The organism is Ktedonospora formicarum, from assembly GCF_016587355.1.
GTDB lineage: Bacteria > Chloroflexota > Ktedonobacteria > Ktedonobacterales > Ktedonobacteraceae > Ktedonobacter > Ktedonobacter formicarum.
Genome location: NZ_BNJF01000012.1, coordinates 26,474 through 42,686 on the forward strand (window position 1 = coordinate 26,474; position 16,213 = coordinate 42,686).

Here is a 16,213-nt window from a genome sequence, read left to right on the forward strand (position 1 = left end):
TTCATTTACCAGCTGCGATCTTCGCGATCCTCACGCTCATCCGGCTTTTGCCCCACGCTTTCGGCTTCAGCCTGGCGGATCTTATTCTTCAGCGCGTTACGATCTGCCAGTTCGTTCGCATACTCTGGTGGTAATAACTCGGCATCATTGCAAGCGTCGATGGCAAGAAGCGTATATTTGCGCGCAATCTGTGGCGTCGCCGGACGAATATAACTGAGCGCCGCTCGCACATCGACAACGTCAATCTGGTCGCGAGCAGCGCGGCGAGCCAATTTCTTGGCTTTGGCAACGACCGCAGCGATGTCGGCTGCGCTATAATTGATGGTCCTGGCAGCAAGGTGCGCAACCGCCTCCTCGTCAATATCCATCGCCTGCCCTTTGGCTTGTGCTCTGGCAATACCTGCACGTGCGCCTTCATCTGGAAGAAGGACAGGAATGATGGCATCCATACGGCCGAAACGCAGGAGAGCACTATCGATCAAATCAGGCCGATTCGAGGCGAAAAAGGCAACCATCCGACCTCGTAGCGTCTCATCACTCATGAACTGGAGCATCTGGTTAAACAGGTTACTCCCAGCGGGATTGCCAGAACTATTGCCGCGGCTCGACATATCCGATTGGTCCAGCTCATCGAAGAAGACCAGGCAAGGTGTCAGGGCTCGTGCGAACGCGAAGAACTTTTTCAGCTTGGCCTCTGATTCGCCCAACCACTTCGAGAGAATATTCTCGCTGCGCAGCATGACCGCATTGAAGCCAACCTCCTTCGCCAACGCCCGCACAAAGTAGGTCTTCCCTGTTCCAGGCGGGCCAACAAGCAGCACTCCCTTGGGCACATCAAGACTCTGCCCCTGCGCCAGCGGAGCAATCAGTTCGGTCTGCGCCCAGGAAGTCAGGTGATCCATGCCCCCAAGGGCATCAAATCCGCCCTCTAATGGCTCGATCATCTCGGCGATCTCGCTATACTCACTGGTGATAATGGCATCTTTACGGCTCTTGACAAGCGCACGACTGACACCTCCACTGCGATAGGCGAGCAGGAGGATATCTTCTACATTACGCAGATTAAGACCAGCCGTCAGATTTGCCAGCTCCGGTGTCGTCAGATCCAGAAGCTCAATCGGCTTTTTCCGCTCCTCACGCTTGGCAAGATAGCGTGTGATGTAATCCTCGCGCTCCTCCCGTGTGGGCAGAGGCACATCGATGACTTTGTACCCGGAGCCACTGGAGCGCAGATCTGCATGCAGCTCCGGCAATTTCGCAACCAGGAGGAAGATCGGATTGTTGCACTTCCCTAGATTCACATCCTGCCCCCAACCCATTAAGATACCAAGGATGTCGCGATCTGACGGGCTCATCATGGACTTATCGCCGACGTTAGGGCAAAGCAGTTCGGCAAAGTCGAGGATGACCGCGACTTTGCCCTTTGCCTTGGGAGAGCGCAGAAGCGCTTCAAGGAGTCGAAGTGCTTCGACTGGTTGAGGCTGCCCACGAAAGGGATCATCGCTATTGCCCTCGCCCCACTCCACGCCTTCCTCACCAAAGAACGAATCAATCTCGTCCAGCATCGCCCGCCCATCTTTTGAAAGCTGCTCACGTTGCTGCTGTGGGGCAACGAGCTTCCCCGCTTTCGTACGCATGCTCTCAAGCACGAAGGAATAGCCGCGTGATCGGTCAAAGCGTACAACCACCTCACGCTTCTCCGCCAGCGCTTTTTCAAGGTAGCCGCGTTGGCTAACCCCCCCTGAAGTAAACCCATAAATGTCGCCATAGAGCACAAATCCATGCGCAGCCCCGGCGATATAGGATTCTTTATACTCGTCAAACCAGCTCGGCGCTCCATGCTCAAGGCTGTTTGAAACGTCCTGGGCTGGATCTGCTGTTTTTCGTGGAGTCATACCGGACCTCCTCCCCGTTGATGCGCCTGGCGAACATGAACGTGATCCACGTCGTCACGATGCTGCTCAACCTCGCTCGTCAACTGAACCTCCAGGCCCTGTGCCTGCAAATCTCTGAGGATAACGAGCGTTGCCGTCTTGGCCTGGTTGAAGGTACCAGTATCGACAAAAATCTGGAGTTTGCCCTGGGGGAGTACAAAGACACGTACTTTGAGGTTCGCGATCTGGAGCGAATAGATGGTCGCTCGCTGGGCTCCACCCGCATCCTCAACATCAGAGGTTTGTTTCGCGGTGAGTCTCCCTACCTGTCTCAGTACTCCCTCAACCTCTTGTGTGAAAAGCTGGTCTGCCACCAGGGTAAGAAAGGTACTGGCCTCCTGGCTCAAATCTTCCATATATTGGGCAGTACGCGAGGTTGATACGCCAGTGATCGACACTGTGCCCTGAGCAAGTTCGACCACCAGACCCTCGCCAAGGGTGAGCTTCCCTATCCTGGCCTGATTGCTATCAATCGCAAGCTGTGGATGCCGACGCTGGAGATAGCGCGCCAGCAACAAAGTCACCTGATCAAGATGCTGATCAAGGAGTGCTTTGAGTCGCTCATCTATGAGTGCCGCTTTTGTGATCGCGACCGCAAGATTACATGTCATGCCCTGTCTCCTTCCCGCCTGAGAAGAGAAAATGAAAAAATCTACTTCCTGAATTTATTATAACACCCGCCTGTAGAAAAAGCAATGCATGATAAAAAGAGCTTAAGAATAGACGAGATAGTACTAGGGTCAAGCACGCTCCAATCCGCCATCTTCGCTATACTTTGCATCCTCGCCTTCCTGAGGTATGAGCGTTCGTTGCAGGTGCTCTAACCGCTCTTTCAGTGTGAAGCGATGACAGGGACCCTCAGCTTCATGGCAGAGCAGTGTCACCACTCCATGACGCTGCTCCAGATCGAGCAAAAGATCCGTTGCGCAACCCTGGTATTCCTGGCGCGCAGCATGTGGCAATCGGAGCGTGCATGATGAGAGGAGCTCTTGCTCAAAAAGATAGACACACTCAAAGTCATGCCAGCTGATCCCTGCCTGCTGCCAGGTCTGTAACAACTGGAGCGTTGGTCCGGCCTCTGGAAGCCAGGCATCGATTTCTCGCCAGCTGATCCCCCGTGACCAACGTCGCATCACCAGGACGCGATACCCATAGGAGATACGTTCTTCTGGGGAAAGTGCTCGTAAAGCATAGATACTCAGTTCACGGATCATCTCGTTTGAAACCTCACTTTCGCTCTGCTTGCCGGGAGAAGAGCATCATCGGCGAGCAGTCTCCGCACAATACACACAGAGCCAGCGCGTGCGCAACCAGCGTTTGATCTGATACACCGTGCCCTGTTTTCCGCATCGCTCGCAAGTGCTCTGAAAACAAATACCTGGGATACTCTGTTTCTCTCGCGTTGTTTGTTGTCTCATCTACCTGTTTCCTGTTCCCTTTTGCGCAGGGGAGCTAGAAGAGATCCTGCACACTTGCGTCTGGTAAGAGGCAAGATCGCAGGATCCCAAGGTTACTCCTAAGAAAGAGCCTGCTCAGATGGGGAGCCAACCTCCATTGGCTCCCTGAAGCGCTGTGCCACTGAGGGGCATTGGCATAAACGCGTTTGCTGTCAAGCGGTCGGCCGGTCGAAGATCGCTCCCAGGACCAGCATCGCCAGGAACGCTAGCGCCATACAGGCATAGACCACTCCGGCGGCGCTTTGTCCCAGGTGGAACTGATATCAGGCCAGTGCCCCAAAGATGATGGCGACCAGAGGGCAGACCTTGAGCCGCCAACTGGCCCCTCGGCGCTTGATCATGTTCATACGCTGTTTATGCTGATCTAAAATCACGCCGATATTATGATCGCGCGTCTCTGTTGCCTCGCGGATATAGTCATCTTTCGCGGCCTGCGCGGCCCGTTCGGCCATCGCTTTGGTCAATATGTCGTTGGGCTGTAGGCCAGCATGTTCCAGCCCATCAATATAGCGCTCAGCGGCACGCTCCATGTGGCGCTCAAAATGCTGGTTGGGATTAGGGTACTGTCGTCGTCGCATAACTTGGGTTCTCCTTCTTATGAAAAGAAATGTGATGGTTGGTCAGGCTGCGCATCCTCCTCTGGCACACAGCCTGACGGCTCTTCTCGTGCTAGGATTGCATTGTCACCATGATGATCACGCCTGCCATCGCGACCCACACGCACACAAAGCTCACGCATAATGGATAGCAGGACCGGCACAGACCAGACACCAAGCACCCGATGCACAACCACGCGAGCAGAATCACCCCTATGACAACGAGTTCGCCATCGTGCCACGCATCCAACGTGTAGATCACCTGCCAGAACGGGATCATCATGGTGCGTCTACCTCCTTTTTGCCGTGGCAAGATGGCCATGGTGCTGCTGCCAATGCGTGAAGGCCATGGGAAACTGATTCCAGGTTTGCCCATCCAGTTCACGACCTCCGCTCTTTGCCGTTCTCCCACCCCACTGCTTATGGAAAAAGGCAATCTCACGCTCCTGGCAGCGGTCGCGGAGATCGCGCACCCAGTCTGGTTGGCAGGGTCGCGCGCCAGGCCCACTCTCGCCGCCAGTGATCACCCAGTGGATTCCCTCAAGATTGAGAGAGGGCAGCGGCCCCAGGAGGGGCTCACAGGATAAGAAGCGTACTGTGGCAGGCACCACTCGTAAAGCATCGGCACGTCGAACAACCTGGTCATTCTCAACGCTTACACCTAGCCAGACATTGCTCGGCCAATCGAGTGACGGGGCAAGCTTACGCAGACGCCCGGGGCGCTTGGTCAAGATCTGGAACACATGCCAGTCGGCCGCACGCATTGCCTCGAAGACTTGGCGAATGTAGTCGTCGGGGATCTGGCTATGAAACAGGTCGCTCATCGAATTGACAAAGACGCGCATGGGTTTCTTCTGCCGCAGCGGCCATTGCAGACGCTCTGGCAAGAGCTGAATACGCGAGAAGGGCTGCGCGTACTGTTTGGGCATGGGCTTGCCTGTTGTCTCATACACCCCTCGATATTTCAGGTAAGCCGCATGCCGCTGATCATGGAGCGCGAAGGCATAGCAGTGGTCGCACCCACGCGTCACGCGGGTACAGCCAGTGGTTGGGTTCCAGCTCGCGTCTGTCCATTCAATCGCTGACTTACCGCTCATCGCGTCACCTCCAGCTGGCTGCTCATCTGCTGCTGGATCTCATCCCAGAATGGCGCGGGAGGGGTCCAGTTCCAGAGCCAGAGCGCCCCCTGCACAGGGATCGGGGTCTTCAAGGGATAGATCGCGCTGAAACGCCAGGCGTAGCGACCTGAAGTATAATCCCCAAAGGCGACCTCAGATGCATCGAGATTGGCGACAATCTGTTCAGTGCGTACAATCTCCTCCAGCATGCCAATGGCAAGCACCTTGCCGACAGGAAACAATTTCCATGGGAACATGGTCTTCTCTCGGTAGTGCCCATGCTCCTTGAGCACCTTGGCGAATGCTGGCAACTCGCAAATGGCATCGAGCTGCTTGGGTAAGGTCTTCGCTGCGTGCAACGCAACCGGGCCACGGTACTGCGTGGTCCAGGAGCGTGTCTCGACCCCCTTGGCTCCATAGCGCATCAGGCTGCACCATGGCTCGGTCAGCGTCAGGGCTTTGAGGGTATCGCGCTGGAGGATCGAGGAGAGGAGCATGGTTGGCACCGGCTCCCTTTCCCCTCCTCTCTGCTGGAGCAGAGGATTAGTCATGGCGCAATTCCTCCTCGTGAGCTGAGTGGACATCAAGAGATGCGCTCTCCTGAGCCTCTGGTTGCACCAATAATTGATTGCTCCAGGCATGCAAGAGGAGATAGACCTGGTCCTGATAGCGGAAGGAATCACCAGAAGCCAATGGGAATTGGCCATAGGGATAATCGAGCGCCCAGGTCTGGCGCGCTCCGCCTACATTGACGGTCCAGACAAAGGAACCTCTGCGCAAGAGACGCCCTGGCTGATCAAGGCGCAGGTCACGAATTTTCTCCTCAACTGTGTTAGGCGACCACTGATGCTGGTCGGCGATCTGACATGCAGCCGCGCCAACATCCTGGCGCACGTCTGAGTTGAGGGCATAGAATGCCTCGTCTAACTCTCGCAAACGGTCTTTCGTCCATAGAAACGGGTGCTCCGGCTCTGATTCGACACGTTCCGGAGCGCTCTCAATGAACCCCACCTTCTTGATGCTGCGTGCCTTCCGTGGCTTACCTCGTCGAGCCTCGGTCCGCGTAGGATGCGAAGCGGTTTCTAGCGTCGCAGATTCCTGCTGGGGCTCCTCACGGGATGTCTTCTGCTCTTCCACTGGCTGCGCCTGGTTTGCCTGGCGTTCCGGTTCCGGCTGCGACCTTCCTCCATCTGGAAGCGCAGGGCCCTCTCCTGGCATGCCTCCTTCAGCAAGCTTATGAATTGCATCGATGGGCATACTGTCAGTGGCTTGCACGGGAGCCAGCCAGGCGATCTGCTTCCCTCGCTCTCGTAACCACTGCACAACAATAGCCGTCTCACAGCGCAACAGGGCAGCGATTGCGCGCACCTGAGCAGGTGCAACATTCGCGTCACACCGACCCAAAAGTTCTTCAGTAAATGGATCCAGCCGTGGGCGAGGAAGCGAGAGTTGGTAGAGCGACTGCTCCAGGGGCTCACGAAGTTGTGTTTGGATTGTTTGAAACAGGGAGCGCCAGTGCCGTAAGCGATCCCAAAGCAGCATATTCTCAGCGATCAACTGACCAGCGTCGAAAGGTTGGGGTTGGACCTGCTCCCCACCAAATGCCCTCCAGAGCGCGTGAGGGGTGCAAGCGATGACTCCTGGGTGACCGACAAAACGGATTGAGTCTGGCTCCTCGCTCGACACCTCGATGCTATAGGGCAACCCATCGATAAGGAGACCATCCGGTTGAAATTCGAGTCGCCGGAGCATATCACTACTATCGCGCAATTCCCAAACATAGTCATACATGTCCTGGCTAAGGATGGTTTCTTCCCAGGTGCGTATCTCTTGGCGCAACATCGTCGTTATTGTCCTTTCCGAGTCGTGAGAGCGGATTTTTTTCGCGCCCGGACGCGAGGTACCCAGGGGCACCAGGGCAAGATCGCAATCCAGATGAGGACGATCATTGTCACCAGAGCACTATAGCCTGCCGGGACCACAATCCAGGCCATAAGGGTGCAAACTCCACCAATACAGACATTCAACAGGAAATCGCTCGGCTGCTGCTCTAATAAGGAAGGGGAGAGAATGATCGTGACCCAGGATCCTGTCAGAGCTATGGCAAGGATCGTCAAGACGACCATGCGCGTTATCCACGGTGTCCCTACCTGCTCAGCCACCAGGAGCAACAGGGAGTCAGCCGCCAAGATGCAGAACAGCGTGGTGACGTGGAAGAGTATCACATCAAAGAGCCGAGGCGTCGTCTGCACATCCAGAGCAGCAAGGTAATCCATGAAACCCGGCTTGAAATGGTTGAAAAGCAACCAGCAGATACCCAAGCCCCAGGAGACAATCGTTGCCAGGAGCCGCTCGGGAAGGGCTGCGGCATCAGGCTGTACCCCTGGAAGCCAGACAATACCGGGTAACTGAACAAAGCACCAGAAGGCCACAACGGCAATGGCCCATCGGCGACGTGTACTTCTGGTCATGATCGCGCCCCTCTTTTCTCCACCACGCTGAAGAGAAATGCCTCACGAAAACTCGCATGCACTTCGCTCCATGTCGGGCGCTCCTCAAGCTGCTGATAACTCTTCGAGGCAACATACGTTCGCGCTGCCTGCTCAGCCACCTTCAGACGCTGACGCATACTGGACTGATGCGACACTGCGACCCGCTTTGATCGTCGAGCCAGAGAAAAGAGATAGGCGGCTGCAGCGATCTGGGCATGCAACGCCACACTGGTATGTGTCTGCTTCTTGCGCACCTGTTGAAGCTGTATCTCAAATGTTCGTTTGGAGCGTTTAATCGCTTGCTGGGTAGCGCGCTGTTCATCTTGAATCATTCTCTCAATCAGAGGGCGTAGTTCCTCTGTTCGCTGCTGGTGTTGTCGCTGTTTCCATACCAGGAAGCGCCTTATCAGCGATAGCATGACTTCCCTCCTTCTCTCTCCTCGATCAGGGCATAGATAAATGCGGCCTGGAAGAGTGCTTGAACCTTTTTCGTCCCAAGCCGCTCTATGACTTGTGGAAAATGATCTGCAAATTCTTGCTCTTCCCGGCTTGCCTTCTCGCGAAACTCGCTCGTCTGCTGCCACTGTGACTGAGCAGCACAACCAGGTGGGAAGAGCGGCAACAGAACTAATGCAACTTTGTAGGCGTACTCCGTTACTCCATGCTCCAATTCTTTGGTCAATGCCTGCTCGGTCTGCTCCAGTAGCTTTTGCCAGATTTTTTCTCTTTGTCGTGCTTGCCGACGCTGCTTCCAAAGCTGGAAGCGTGTGAAAAAGCGAAGCATGGTAGTCTACCCCCTCCCTTTCCTTGGCAAGATGGCGCGAAACTCGCGCTTGAAGATCTCCTCAATGCGTTGCATCCCAACCACCTGAAGGACTTCGCGCTGCCGCGGAGTCCCATAGCGCAGCGTATGGGCGTAATCCTGGGCCGCCAGACGTGCCTGCTGCTGCACACGGGGCAAGGATGGGCCAAGCCTGTCATGGGCAAGTCCCTGACGGCAAGCTTCAGCGGCGCGACGAGCCTTTGGCACAACGCTACCCTGCTCTAGTTGGTCCCGATGCTCGTTCTGAAAAAACTGTTCGAGTTCAGCGCGAGCCTCTCGCTCCAAACGAGGATATTGACTGCGCTCCCAGGCCGTGCGTAGCACATTCTTGATCCAGATCATTGCCACCACCTCACAAGATCTTGCAGGTCGGCGGCGTGCCGCAACGGAAACTGTTCGAGGACATGGGCAATGATCTGCTGATGATCAAATGCCAGGGGCGGCAAATGCTGAACGGCATGCCAGGTTGCAGCCGCAGCGTCATCTCCTGCCTGCGTCATCTCTTCGGAGCGCTCTCGGCTGATCAGGCCAAGATAACTCACGCTCACATAGCGCCCCCGCGGATCACGACTTGGCGTGCTAAACACATGGATCTGTTCCAATGAGATTCCTGTGATCCCTGTTTCCTCCGCAAGCTCGCGAGACGCGGCCTCGTCAACGGATTCTCCCTCGTTCACTTTCCCGCCGGGAAGCGCGTACATCCCGGCAAATGGGGGTCGGCCGCGCTGAATGAGAAGAATCTCACAACCTTGCTCTCCGGGGCGCAAAAGCACCATGTCTGCGGTCAATATGACCTGTGCTGGGGTTGGTTTCTGCATCCATTTGATCCTTTCTGGGCAACCTCTCGGCTGCCCATCTGCTGTCAACGTCCTGGCTGACTGAGATACTGTTGCAGATCGCCGACGACCTCCTGGGCGAAACGGCGGGTAAACTGCTGCCGTTGCTGCGCTTCCTGGCGGGCTTCCTCATCATCGTTGGTTGCCTCATCCAGCGATGACGCAGAAGGGAGTCCCTGGAGCTGGGCATGCAGCTGCGAGAGTTTGCGCATCAGATCCTGTACAGATCCAGATACAACTGACTGTTTCATGACTGATCTCCTTGGTGTTGGCGTAAGTGATAGATGGCGTCAGCGACGGCATTGATCGCCGAGGTGGCATGGCCGGCAAGATCGTCAACCTGCCAGGCATACCCTCTCTCGGTCTCCTGGATCTGGAGACCAGCAACCCCCATAGCCTTGATCAGGCGATCCGTGGTCGTGAGGCGATATCCTCGCCGACGGGATGTTTTACGTGTCTGCGCTTCCGCCTGCCGGTCCATGCGCATATGGCAAGATGGGCAGAGAGCGCGAAGATTGCTCAGGCGGCGATCTCGGGGAGAATCCCCAAGATGCGCGGCATGCAGGTAGAGGATGTAGCGGCGACCGGTGTGCCGACTGGTCGCGAGGGTGCCATCCGTCACCCTACATATTTCGCAAGAACTATGTGCTCGCTCGATCACGGCTGCGCGGATCTCGGGCCAGTTTCGCGGATAGAGCTTTCTATCCATGCCACTCCCCTTTCTCGAACCGCTCAGCCTGATGCAGTCGTCGTAAGAGCAGGTGGATCCGCCGATCCAGGCGCTGGAGCTGCCAGTCCACCCGTGTTTTGCCCCGAAGGGTATGGCTCCTGCGTGCGCCTCGACGGGCACGCTTGAGAATGCGTTTGTATCGCGTCAATTGCGCCAGAATAATGCGAAAATTTCTAGATGTGGAATTTATCATTTAAGCATGGCCTCTCTAGGTGTGCTGGCCTCAATCGGCGGCGCGAGAGATCGCTGGCGCTCATACTCAGCCAGGGCAACGGCCGCCAGGTCCACGCGAGTCTCTCGCTCGTCGGCACGCCAGTCTCGTGTGGTATGAGTCCGGCTCAGGGCTGGCACGACCGACCAGCGGAGGCGATAATAGCACCTCCAGATCCATCCCCTCCGGCGAGGCAGCTGCCTCACCAGAGAGAAAAGCACGACCAACAGCGCAGCAATGAGCAGTAGCGAAAAGAGCGCCCATAGCAACAAGAGCTGGCAGAGGATGGCAGTGCAGTTCATGCAACACCTTCTTCCCGTAGAGCCCTACGCGCTCGGCGCGCCTGCATCTGGGCTTGGAGCTGCAATCCCACCTGCGCCTGGATAATCTCCTCCAGCGATGCCTCAATGCCATAGCGCTCTTGCATGGCCTGGATGAGTGAGGCGACATCCGAAAGGGTAACGGCACGGACCTGCTGGCTCGCCGACCCGGTTGCGGTGCTCATCAGGAGCTGGACCTGCTGGAGCTCCTGCATGGTACTGGTGGGAAGGAGGGTCATCATGCCACCACCTTTCCGCTGCGCCAGGTCTCCACCGTCCGAATCACAATCTGGATATAGCCATCAGGATCATTGCTATCTGCTTTGGGAGCATACACCTGGATAATCTGCTCGATGGTGGTGCAGTTATGGCCGACAATCCCCTGGGTGACCCGGCCCTCCACATAGCCATACCGAATCAAGCGATACCAACGCTCCATTCCCTCTGCCCAGGACCCCATGCGAGCAAACCCCTGATCGCAGGCAAGCCCCTCCATACAGCGAATATTGCCAGGATTAAGCGTCTCCTGAGCAAGTGGGCTCTTGCCAAGGGCACTTTCATGGAGCCAGATCGCCAGCGCGTAGTCAGAGGAGATCGTATATTTGCGCCCGAGGTCATAGACCAGTTGCCCCTGACCCGCAAGTGGAGACCCATACGCCGCCAGGATCGCGTTCAGCTGCAGAACCGTTAGCTGTGGATCACCCACAATGCTGTGCTGCCGAGATTGATTGGCAGGCTCATCATGGCGTTGAGATCCCTGAGCGCTTGTCGTGGGAACCGGGCGAGCAAAAGTCAGCGCGCCACTTGCGACGACCAGCCAGGCAACAACAATCAGGATCCCAATGAGGCAGTAGCGGAATGTATTGCTCATTGCTGGCCTCCTTCTGCGGGGGTGAGGACGACCGCAAAGCCGCGCCAGTAGTTTGTAAAAGCGGCAGTACTGAGGGAATACCAATTCCGACTGGATGAATCGATAAGCTGGACTTGCTGCGCATCGCCACCAGTAACGACGAGGAGATGTCCACCCGCTAATGTCTCAGGAGGGAATCCTACAATCACCGGGAGCCCTTTGTTCGCGACCTCCACCAGGCCAGCGACGGAGGTGTGTAACCAGGTAGTCTTCAGGTGGAATTTCGCGACCGTCCGGTCGATGCCAGCCGGTTCGAGCAGGCCCAGTTCTGGCGTAATGGCATGGACCGCAACCTCTTGGGCGAGGATATCCGTGATACGATAGCGCTGCTCACTGCCCCTGGCAGCATTGAAGGCGTTGATGACTTCGGTCATGGCTGCCGTTGAGCAGGCCGAGTACGCCCAGGTGTCATATTCTTGCTGGGACGCATACTGCGCACGAGCGAGCTGATCGATGCGCTCAATCACGCGCGACACCTGGTGCGTCGTTGGCATCTGCTTCGTGGTCAATGATTTTGATGAGCCGTTGCCCGCGGCTCTGGCGGACGAGGATGACGGCTTGGCCTGGCTCAGATTATAGGTACCAATAGCGCCAAGCACGAGAAGGAGCAAAACCGCGTAAAGCATGATTTTTTTCACAAAAGACCTCCCCAGCGCGAGGTCTGTGTGTTATACTAGGTAGATACACACGCAGACCTCTGCGGCAGATGGCGCGCTTTCCTGCTTGTCAAGTTTCCGAGGCTTTGGTGGCAGGGATCGCGCTTTCCTGTGCTCTCAACAGACCGGACACCAGGGTTCTCACCTACAAGAGCTACATGCAATACTGGATGAAACAGTGGGAACAATACGTCTGACGACTTCCAAGCCGATCCACTTTGGCACACTTTCCGCATAACTTCGCGCCACATTTGCAGCAGGTATGAACTGCATGATTGCGACCGCCGCAGTTAAAAAGACCCGTACTCTCGCACTTGTCTCCCTGGCGCTGCTTGCTTCCAAACAAGCTCATGGACGAGACCTCCTTTTGCCGCTAGGATGCCTGGCGGCCCACAACGGAGGCAGGTTGCGCTTGAAACTTCTTCGCGCAGGCCGTACACAACTTGCCAGCGACACGAGATCGTCCATGGTTGTAGCGATACTCGCGCACGTGCGTCATCTTCTGACAGGCTCCGCATGCACCAGTCCCTTTGCGGCGACCAAAGCGGACGATGAGGCTCAAGACCAGGCCCGAGATACTAACGACTGCTCCGACTCCAAGCTGCGCCTGCCACGCAATCCCTGCCTGTGTGGTTTCGGCAACGGGGGACGCGGGAGCGGGCTGAGAGGCGAGAGGAGCCTCCTGCTGATGCTGCTGGCGGACAGCAAGCGTGGTGGGGAGGTGCTGCGCGGGCGTGTCCTGTCCTGTCTTACTGACAGGCGTATGTATTATCGTTTCTGGCTGCGCATGAGCTGTTCTGGACGTGCCCATGAGGTGTGCCAGGAAAGGCCACTGCCAGACCACGAGGACCACAAGCACAATACCAAGGCCAACCAGGAGGAAACTCCGCGGGCTAACACTCTTGAACACGAATGGTGAGAGAAGCAGAAGCAGAATCGCCACGCCTCCGGCGACGAGGGGGTTGAGAGTAAGAAGTTGATTCATCATTGGGATCCCTAGAGGCCCTTTCTGAGTCTCCCCAGAAGGTGTGGGGAGACTCCTTTCTGAACGGAAACACAACACGCGATGTATCTAGAGCACATGCATTGCATAGTGTAGAATGATCCAGGCCAGCATACCCACACCAAAAACGATGGCTGCGAACCCAAGAAACTGCATCCCATCAACTGGTGGTCGCCGACGATAGGTGCGACGATATGGAGTACGTGTGGTCATACGATTGCTATCCTTCCTGCTACACGGCGACAGGGTGGCCTTGCTTATGTGCCGCGAGCTGCGCTTTCCGTCGCAGGTAGCGGTAATAGGCCGCGGGAGACTCCTCACGAATCTGCTCCAGGATCTGGTACGCCTCGCCATGTCCGGCGAGGAGGGCTCCGGTGAAGACCTGCGCCCATGCTCGACCACCCCGTTGCTCAAAATCAAACCAACTTGGAGGGGTAAACGCGTCGTACTCGCGCCCAGAGGGAGAGCTGAGTTCCAGCACGCGCTTGCTCACAATGCTGTCATGTCGGTAGCAGATCACGAGATCAACCTGCTCCGCCAATGGATGCAAATCGACCCGATGCTCCCAGTACTCACGCGTATATCCCTCGATGACTGCCGTATACAGCTTGCCTTTGATCTGGACCTCGTAGACATATCTGCTTCGTGCCGCGACTACTGTCGACTGCAATGCATACAGCTGTCGGCGGAAGAGATCAAGCGTATTATCGCGAGTCCAGACCTTCATAGCGCTACCTCCTTCTAAGATTCACTGCGCGACCGACTAGCGGCGAAGCCGGCGAACATTGCGACCATCGTCATCATCATCCGCGTCGACAATACGACCTGGCGGAAGCTGCATACGATCAAACATCTGGTCCGACATCTCCAACATCTTGGTCCCCATCTTGCCCATCATCTCGGCATTGACAGTATCCATCTTGGACTTGAGTTCCAAGAAGCGCTCGTTCTCCTTTTGCCGCATCTCGGCGCGCGCCGCAGCCTCCTGCTGTTTGTCAAATGCGTCCGAAATCTGCGTGATGGCAAGCGTGACCTGGGCCTGCTGCTTAAGAAATTGATCCAGATTTTTCGTCGTTTGATGAACTGCAAAGACACACGCCGGATCGATGGCAAGCGTACCAATCACACGCAAGACGACATTGATCATAGTCGCGCTCATGCTATAATCGACCACCGCATGGGCACCCTCGGCGAGCTGGTCAACCGTCAACGTGTGGTTAGCAATCGCCAGATTGTCCGCATTTTGCTGCATAAGGAACATAAAGAGCGCGAAACCAGAGACAGCGCTCAGAATCCCCCAGGCCAGCGCCTGCGACTTCGCCCGGTCACGCATCTTGCTTTTATCAGCAGCCTGATCGGTAGCGTTAGCATCATGGACAGTGTTTCCCCATGCATTCGTGACGACCGCTACCGCAACCTCCAGCAGTGCCGTCATCCCGTAGATGCCGACAATTTTCCAATCTTTCATGTCAAAGGGCTTGCCAGCGAAATACTCGCCGACGTCGCTCGTGAGAAAAATGACGAGGAGCCAGGGAATCACCGCGCAGGCAATGCTGGAGATCCAGCGCTTGATCTTGTGATCAAAGGTTTCCTTAACGTCAGTGAATTCCGAAATCATGCGGATGCGCTTATTGCGCTCCTGCTGGAGCAGTTCCTCGGATTGCTCGGGATCGCTTGTCTCCCCAGTATCCTTGGTGAGATCCTGCTCTAGCGCCTGTTGCGCGGTCACCTTCGCTCGCTTCAATTCGCGCTTCATCGCGCGATCTTGCTGCCATTCAGCCACCAGGTTCCCCAGCAGCCCGCTCAAGAAGCCAGGCTTTTTCTCCTGCTCCTCAGCATCGGCCTCCAGGTCAGGGGTGGCTTGCGCTCCTGTAGGCCCCTGTGTCGGCGGCGTTTTTGGCGTCGCCGGCGATCCACTCGCCGCTGGCCCAGACATATTTCCAGGCATATTTGGATCGGGCGGCGTGAACCCACTCTGATTGGAGTCAAAAGGAGTGGTGTTTGACATTCAGTTAGCCTTTCATACGGTCATAAGGGTTAATAAAAATCATCTACGCGCTACAAAGATGGCTAAACCCGTGCGGTATTCTCACTTGACTTCACAAAGCTTCGTCGGATGTACGGAAGACTTCGCTTGCCAAGTGAGAATGATGTGGGTGCTTGCCGTTAGGCGACGCCCTCTTCCGATGCAGTTTCACCTGAGCCAGAATCAGTGGCCCCAACTTCGATTTTGAGTTCGTCCAGGCGCTTGCGGTACGAGGCCAATTTGTCGCGCTCGCGCATGTTGTGGGCCTTCTTGAGCGAGGCGGAGAGATGGGCGCGATCAGTAATAAAGATGTTCGCCATGCGCACGCTTTTGCGTCCCAATGCATCCTCGATGACTTTATCCAGGTTATCGCGTTGGTCACACATATCGTTCCAGTCTTTTTCGCTGATGCGAGCACTGGTGTTCTGAGCTGTTGTCTGCTGATCTGCCATAAATTGCATTATCCTTTAAGCATTTTGAGGGGAGGGAACGCCGCAGGCAGCCATCCTACCCGCGGCCCGGTCATCACTACAAAACTGGCTTCTACAGAGGTTGTACTACTATCGCTGACCTACAAACCAGGGCTACTCATCCGCACTACGAGTTGTGTCTATCTGCTGAGGGTCGGGAGTGCTTTTTATGGCATCCCAAATGAATGCGAACACATCGTTAATGGTGCGAATCCCCAGAGCTTCGTTATGCGTCAGGGGGCGCTCCTCAGCCTGCTGCTCGTTCTGCTCTTGCTCGCTCATAGCCATCCTTTCGGGATAAGCATGTGCAAACCACATTACAGTCGATCGCGCTACGACAGAACCTATAAACCAACATCAAGAGACAAAAGGAGGCAGAATCTGGCTAACACGGCGACTGATACTGCGAACATTGAGGGTTATGGCATGCCCCGCAGTACGAGCACTGGAAATACCGGCAGCTCGTACAGGGACCTGACAGGTGAGAACGGTAGGCACACGAAGATGGGTAAGAGGAGGCCGCAAAGGCGAGCCTCGCATGACGCAGAGAGTGGGCGCGCTGATGGGCGCATATTGCCAGTAAAGCGATAACGAGGGGAATCATCCATGACGCCATGAGTCAAATCCTCCA

The 16,213-nt window shown here is 56.1% G+C and carries 26 protein-coding genes; all 26 read right to left on the reverse strand.

Features of this window, described 5'->3' with window-relative positions:
• Nucleotides 1-5: 5 nt before the first annotated feature.
• A complete protein-coding gene (locus tag K3T82_RS46810) occupies nt 6-1,895 on the reverse strand; it encodes an ATP-binding protein (protein WP_220200318.1) in 1,890 nt (629 codons plus the stop codon).
• Nucleotides 1,892-2,545 (reverse strand): hypothetical protein, encoded by a 654-nt coding sequence (locus tag K3T82_RS46815; protein ID WP_220200319.1) that lies wholly within the window; start codon nt 2,543-2,545, stop codon nt 1,892-1,894. Before K3T82_RS46815 ends, K3T82_RS46810 begins: the two co-directional genes overlap by 4 nt.
• A gap of 129 nt (nt 2,546-2,674) precedes the next feature.
• Nucleotides 2,675-3,148 (reverse strand): DUF488 family protein, N3 subclade, encoded by a 474-nt coding sequence (locus K3T82_RS46820; protein WP_220200320.1) that lies wholly within the window; start codon nt 3,146-3,148, stop codon nt 2,675-2,677.
• A gap of 506 nt (nt 3,149-3,654) precedes the next feature.
• Nucleotides 3,655-3,969 carry a hypothetical protein gene (locus K3T82_RS46825; protein WP_220200321.1) on the reverse strand — a complete coding sequence of 105 codons (315 nt, stop codon included), beginning with the start codon at nt 3,967-3,969 and terminating at the stop codon, nt 3,655-3,657.
• A 17-nt stretch (nt 3,970-3,986) separates the two neighbouring features.
• Nucleotides 3,987-4,184, reverse strand: a complete 198-nt coding sequence (locus K3T82_RS46830; RefSeq protein ID WP_220200322.1) for a hypothetical protein — start codon at nt 4,182-4,184, stop codon at nt 3,987-3,989.
• Nucleotides 4,185-4,277: 93 nt separating this feature from the next.
• On the reverse strand, nt 4,278-5,084 hold the full coding sequence (locus tag K3T82_RS46835) for a DUF5131 family protein (RefSeq protein WP_220200323.1): 807 nt from the start codon (nt 5,082-5,084) through the stop codon (nt 4,278-4,280).
• Entirely contained in the window at nt 5,081-5,656 is a 576-nt protein-coding gene (locus K3T82_RS46840; RefSeq protein WP_220200324.1) for an ASCH domain-containing protein, read from the reverse strand. Before K3T82_RS46840 ends, K3T82_RS46835 begins: the two co-directional genes overlap by 4 nt.
• Nucleotides 5,649-6,947 (reverse strand): hypothetical protein, encoded by a 1,299-nt coding sequence (locus tag K3T82_RS46845; RefSeq protein WP_220200325.1) that lies wholly within the window; start codon nt 6,945-6,947, stop codon nt 5,649-5,651. The genes K3T82_RS46840 and K3T82_RS46845 overlap by 8 nt, the downstream gene beginning before the upstream one ends.
• Nucleotides 6,948-6,952: 5 nt before the next feature.
• Entirely contained in the window at nt 6,953-7,576 is a 624-nt protein-coding gene (locus K3T82_RS46850) for a hypothetical protein (protein ID WP_220200326.1), read from the reverse strand.
• Nucleotides 7,573-8,016: a hypothetical protein gene (locus K3T82_RS46855; RefSeq protein ID WP_220200327.1), complete on the reverse strand. Its 444-nt coding sequence runs from the start codon at nt 8,014-8,016 to the stop codon at nt 7,573-7,575. The genes K3T82_RS46850 and K3T82_RS46855 overlap by 4 nt, the downstream gene beginning before the upstream one ends.
• Nucleotides 8,004-8,381 (reverse strand): hypothetical protein, encoded by a 378-nt coding sequence (locus K3T82_RS46860; RefSeq protein ID WP_220200328.1) that lies wholly within the window; start codon nt 8,379-8,381, stop codon nt 8,004-8,006. The genes K3T82_RS46855 and K3T82_RS46860 overlap by 13 nt, the downstream gene beginning before the upstream one ends.
• Before the next feature lie 6 nt (nt 8,382-8,387).
• Entirely contained in the window at nt 8,388-8,762 is a 375-nt protein-coding gene (locus K3T82_RS46865) for a hypothetical protein (RefSeq protein WP_220200329.1), read from the reverse strand.
• Nucleotides 8,759-9,238 (reverse strand): NUDIX domain-containing protein, encoded by a 480-nt coding sequence (locus tag K3T82_RS46870; protein ID WP_220200330.1) that lies wholly within the window; start codon nt 9,236-9,238, stop codon nt 8,759-8,761. The genes K3T82_RS46865 and K3T82_RS46870 overlap by 4 nt, the downstream gene beginning before the upstream one ends.
• Before the next feature lie 44 nt (nt 9,239-9,282).
• Nucleotides 9,283-9,507 carry a hypothetical protein gene (locus K3T82_RS46875; protein WP_220200331.1) on the reverse strand — a complete coding sequence of 75 codons (225 nt, stop codon included), beginning with the start codon at nt 9,505-9,507 and terminating at the stop codon, nt 9,283-9,285.
• On the reverse strand, nt 9,504-9,965 hold the full coding sequence (locus K3T82_RS46880) for a hypothetical protein (RefSeq protein WP_220200332.1): 462 nt from the start codon (nt 9,963-9,965) through the stop codon (nt 9,504-9,506). Before K3T82_RS46880 ends, K3T82_RS46875 begins: the two co-directional genes overlap by 4 nt.
• Nucleotides 9,958-10,179 (reverse strand): hypothetical protein, encoded by a 222-nt coding sequence (locus tag K3T82_RS46885; RefSeq protein ID WP_220200333.1) that lies wholly within the window; start codon nt 10,177-10,179, stop codon nt 9,958-9,960. The genes K3T82_RS46880 and K3T82_RS46885 overlap by 8 nt, the downstream gene beginning before the upstream one ends.
• Nucleotides 10,176-10,499, reverse strand: a complete 324-nt coding sequence (locus K3T82_RS46890; RefSeq protein WP_220200334.1) for a hypothetical protein — start codon at nt 10,497-10,499, stop codon at nt 10,176-10,178. The genes K3T82_RS46885 and K3T82_RS46890 overlap by 4 nt, the downstream gene beginning before the upstream one ends.
• Complete coding sequence (locus tag K3T82_RS46895) at nt 10,496-10,759, reverse strand: hypothetical protein (protein ID WP_220200335.1); 264 nt, start codon at nt 10,757-10,759, stop codon at nt 10,496-10,498. Before K3T82_RS46895 ends, K3T82_RS46890 begins: the two co-directional genes overlap by 4 nt.
• Nucleotides 10,756-11,388, reverse strand: a complete 633-nt coding sequence (locus K3T82_RS46900) for a glucosaminidase domain-containing protein (RefSeq protein WP_220200336.1) — start codon at nt 11,386-11,388, stop codon at nt 10,756-10,758. Before K3T82_RS46900 ends, K3T82_RS46895 begins: the two co-directional genes overlap by 4 nt.
• A complete protein-coding gene (locus K3T82_RS46905) occupies nt 11,385-12,065 on the reverse strand; it encodes a cysteine peptidase family C39 domain-containing protein (protein WP_220200337.1) in 681 nt (226 codons plus the stop codon). The genes K3T82_RS46900 and K3T82_RS46905 overlap by 4 nt, the downstream gene beginning before the upstream one ends.
• Nucleotides 12,066-12,456: 391 nt before the next feature.
• On the reverse strand, nt 12,457-13,071 hold the full coding sequence (locus K3T82_RS46910) for a hypothetical protein (protein WP_220200338.1): 615 nt from the start codon (nt 13,069-13,071) through the stop codon (nt 12,457-12,459).
• Nucleotides 13,072-13,155: 84 nt separating this feature from the next.
• The gene (locus tag K3T82_RS46915) at nt 13,156-13,299 is read right to left on the reverse strand and encodes a hypothetical protein (RefSeq protein WP_220200339.1); all 144 of its coding nucleotides are present in this window, start codon (nt 13,297-13,299) and stop codon (nt 13,156-13,158) included.
• Between the two features lie 19 nt (nt 13,300-13,318).
• On the reverse strand, nt 13,319-13,813 hold the full coding sequence (locus K3T82_RS46920) for a hypothetical protein (RefSeq protein WP_220200340.1): 495 nt from the start codon (nt 13,811-13,813) through the stop codon (nt 13,319-13,321).
• Between the two features lie 36 nt (nt 13,814-13,849).
• The gene (locus K3T82_RS46925; RefSeq protein ID WP_220200341.1) at nt 13,850-15,094 is read right to left on the reverse strand and encodes a hypothetical protein; all 1,245 of its coding nucleotides are present in this window, start codon (nt 15,092-15,094) and stop codon (nt 13,850-13,852) included.
• A 158-nt stretch (nt 15,095-15,252) separates the two neighbouring features.
• Nucleotides 15,253-15,564: a hypothetical protein gene (locus tag K3T82_RS46930; protein WP_220200342.1), complete on the reverse strand. Its 312-nt coding sequence runs from the start codon at nt 15,562-15,564 to the stop codon at nt 15,253-15,255.
• 132 nt (nt 15,565-15,696) lie between these two features.
• Nucleotides 15,697-15,864, reverse strand: a complete 168-nt coding sequence (locus tag K3T82_RS46935; protein WP_220200343.1) for a hypothetical protein — start codon at nt 15,862-15,864, stop codon at nt 15,697-15,699.
• Nucleotides 15,865-16,213: the final 349 nt, after the last annotated feature.

Excerpts from the sequence above, each read along its gene's own strand:
- K3T82_RS46810 (WP_220200318.1), bottom strand. The coding sequence starts at position 1,895 with ATGACTCCACGAAAAACAGCAGATCCAGCCCAGGACGTTTCAAACAGC.
- K3T82_RS46815 (WP_220200319.1), bottom strand. The coding sequence starts at position 2,545 with ATGACATGTAATCTTGCGGTCGCGATCACAAAAGCGGCACTCATAGAT.
- K3T82_RS46820 (WP_220200320.1), bottom strand. The coding sequence starts at position 3,148 with ATGATCCGTGAACTGAGTATCTATGCTTTACGAGCACTTTCCCCAGAA.
- K3T82_RS46825 (WP_220200321.1), bottom strand. The coding sequence starts at position 3,969 with ATGCGACGACGACAGTACCCTAATCCCAACCAGCATTTTGAGCGCCAC.
- K3T82_RS46835 (WP_220200323.1), bottom strand. The coding sequence starts at position 5,084 with ATGAGCGGTAAGTCAGCGATTGAATGGACAGACGCGAGCTGGAACCCA.
- K3T82_RS46840 (WP_220200324.1), bottom strand. The coding sequence starts at position 5,656 with ATGACTAATCCTCTGCTCCAGCAGAGAGGAGGGGAAAGGGAGCCGGTG.
- K3T82_RS46845 (WP_220200325.1), bottom strand. The coding sequence starts at position 6,947 with ATGTTGCGCCAAGAGATACGCACCTGGGAAGAAACCATCCTTAGCCAG.
- K3T82_RS46850 (WP_220200326.1), bottom strand. The coding sequence starts at position 7,576 with ATGACCAGAAGTACACGTCGCCGATGGGCCATTGCCGTTGTGGCCTTC.
- K3T82_RS46855 (WP_220200327.1), bottom strand. The coding sequence starts at position 8,016 with ATGCTATCGCTGATAAGGCGCTTCCTGGTATGGAAACAGCGACAACAC.
- K3T82_RS46860 (WP_220200328.1), bottom strand. The coding sequence starts at position 8,381 with ATGCTTCGCTTTTTCACACGCTTCCAGCTTTGGAAGCAGCGTCGGCAA.
- K3T82_RS46865 (WP_220200329.1), bottom strand. The coding sequence starts at position 8,762 with ATGATCTGGATCAAGAATGTGCTACGCACGGCCTGGGAGCGCAGTCAA.
- K3T82_RS46870 (WP_220200330.1), bottom strand. The coding sequence starts at position 9,238 with ATGCAGAAACCAACCCCAGCACAGGTCATATTGACCGCAGACATGGTG.
- K3T82_RS46875 (WP_220200331.1), bottom strand. The coding sequence starts at position 9,507 with ATGAAACAGTCAGTTGTATCTGGATCTGTACAGGATCTGATGCGCAAA.
- K3T82_RS46880 (WP_220200332.1), bottom strand. The coding sequence starts at position 9,965 with ATGGATAGAAAGCTCTATCCGCGAAACTGGCCCGAGATCCGCGCAGCC.
- K3T82_RS46885 (WP_220200333.1), bottom strand. The coding sequence starts at position 10,179 with ATGATAAATTCCACATCTAGAAATTTTCGCATTATTCTGGCGCAATTG.
- K3T82_RS46890 (WP_220200334.1), bottom strand. The coding sequence starts at position 10,499 with ATGAACTGCACTGCCATCCTCTGCCAGCTCTTGTTGCTATGGGCGCTC.
- K3T82_RS46895 (WP_220200335.1), bottom strand. The coding sequence starts at position 10,759 with ATGATGACCCTCCTTCCCACCAGTACCATGCAGGAGCTCCAGCAGGTC.
- K3T82_RS46900 (WP_220200336.1), bottom strand. The coding sequence starts at position 11,388 with ATGAGCAATACATTCCGCTACTGCCTCATTGGGATCCTGATTGTTGTT.
- K3T82_RS46910 (WP_220200338.1), bottom strand. The coding sequence starts at position 13,071 with ATGATGAATCAACTTCTTACTCTCAACCCCCTCGTCGCCGGAGGCGTG.
- K3T82_RS46915 (WP_220200339.1), bottom strand. The coding sequence starts at position 13,299 with ATGACCACACGTACTCCATATCGTCGCACCTATCGTCGGCGACCACCA.
- K3T82_RS46920 (WP_220200340.1), bottom strand. The coding sequence starts at position 13,813 with ATGAAGGTCTGGACTCGCGATAATACGCTTGATCTCTTCCGCCGACAG.
- K3T82_RS46925 (WP_220200341.1), bottom strand. The coding sequence starts at position 15,094 with ATGTCAAACACCACTCCTTTTGACTCCAATCAGAGTGGGTTCACGCCG.
- K3T82_RS46930 (WP_220200342.1), bottom strand. The coding sequence starts at position 15,564 with ATGGCAGATCAGCAGACAACAGCTCAGAACACCAGTGCTCGCATCAGC.
- K3T82_RS46935 (WP_220200343.1), bottom strand. The coding sequence starts at position 15,864 with ATGAGCGAGCAAGAGCAGAACGAGCAGCAGGCTGAGGAGCGCCCCCTG.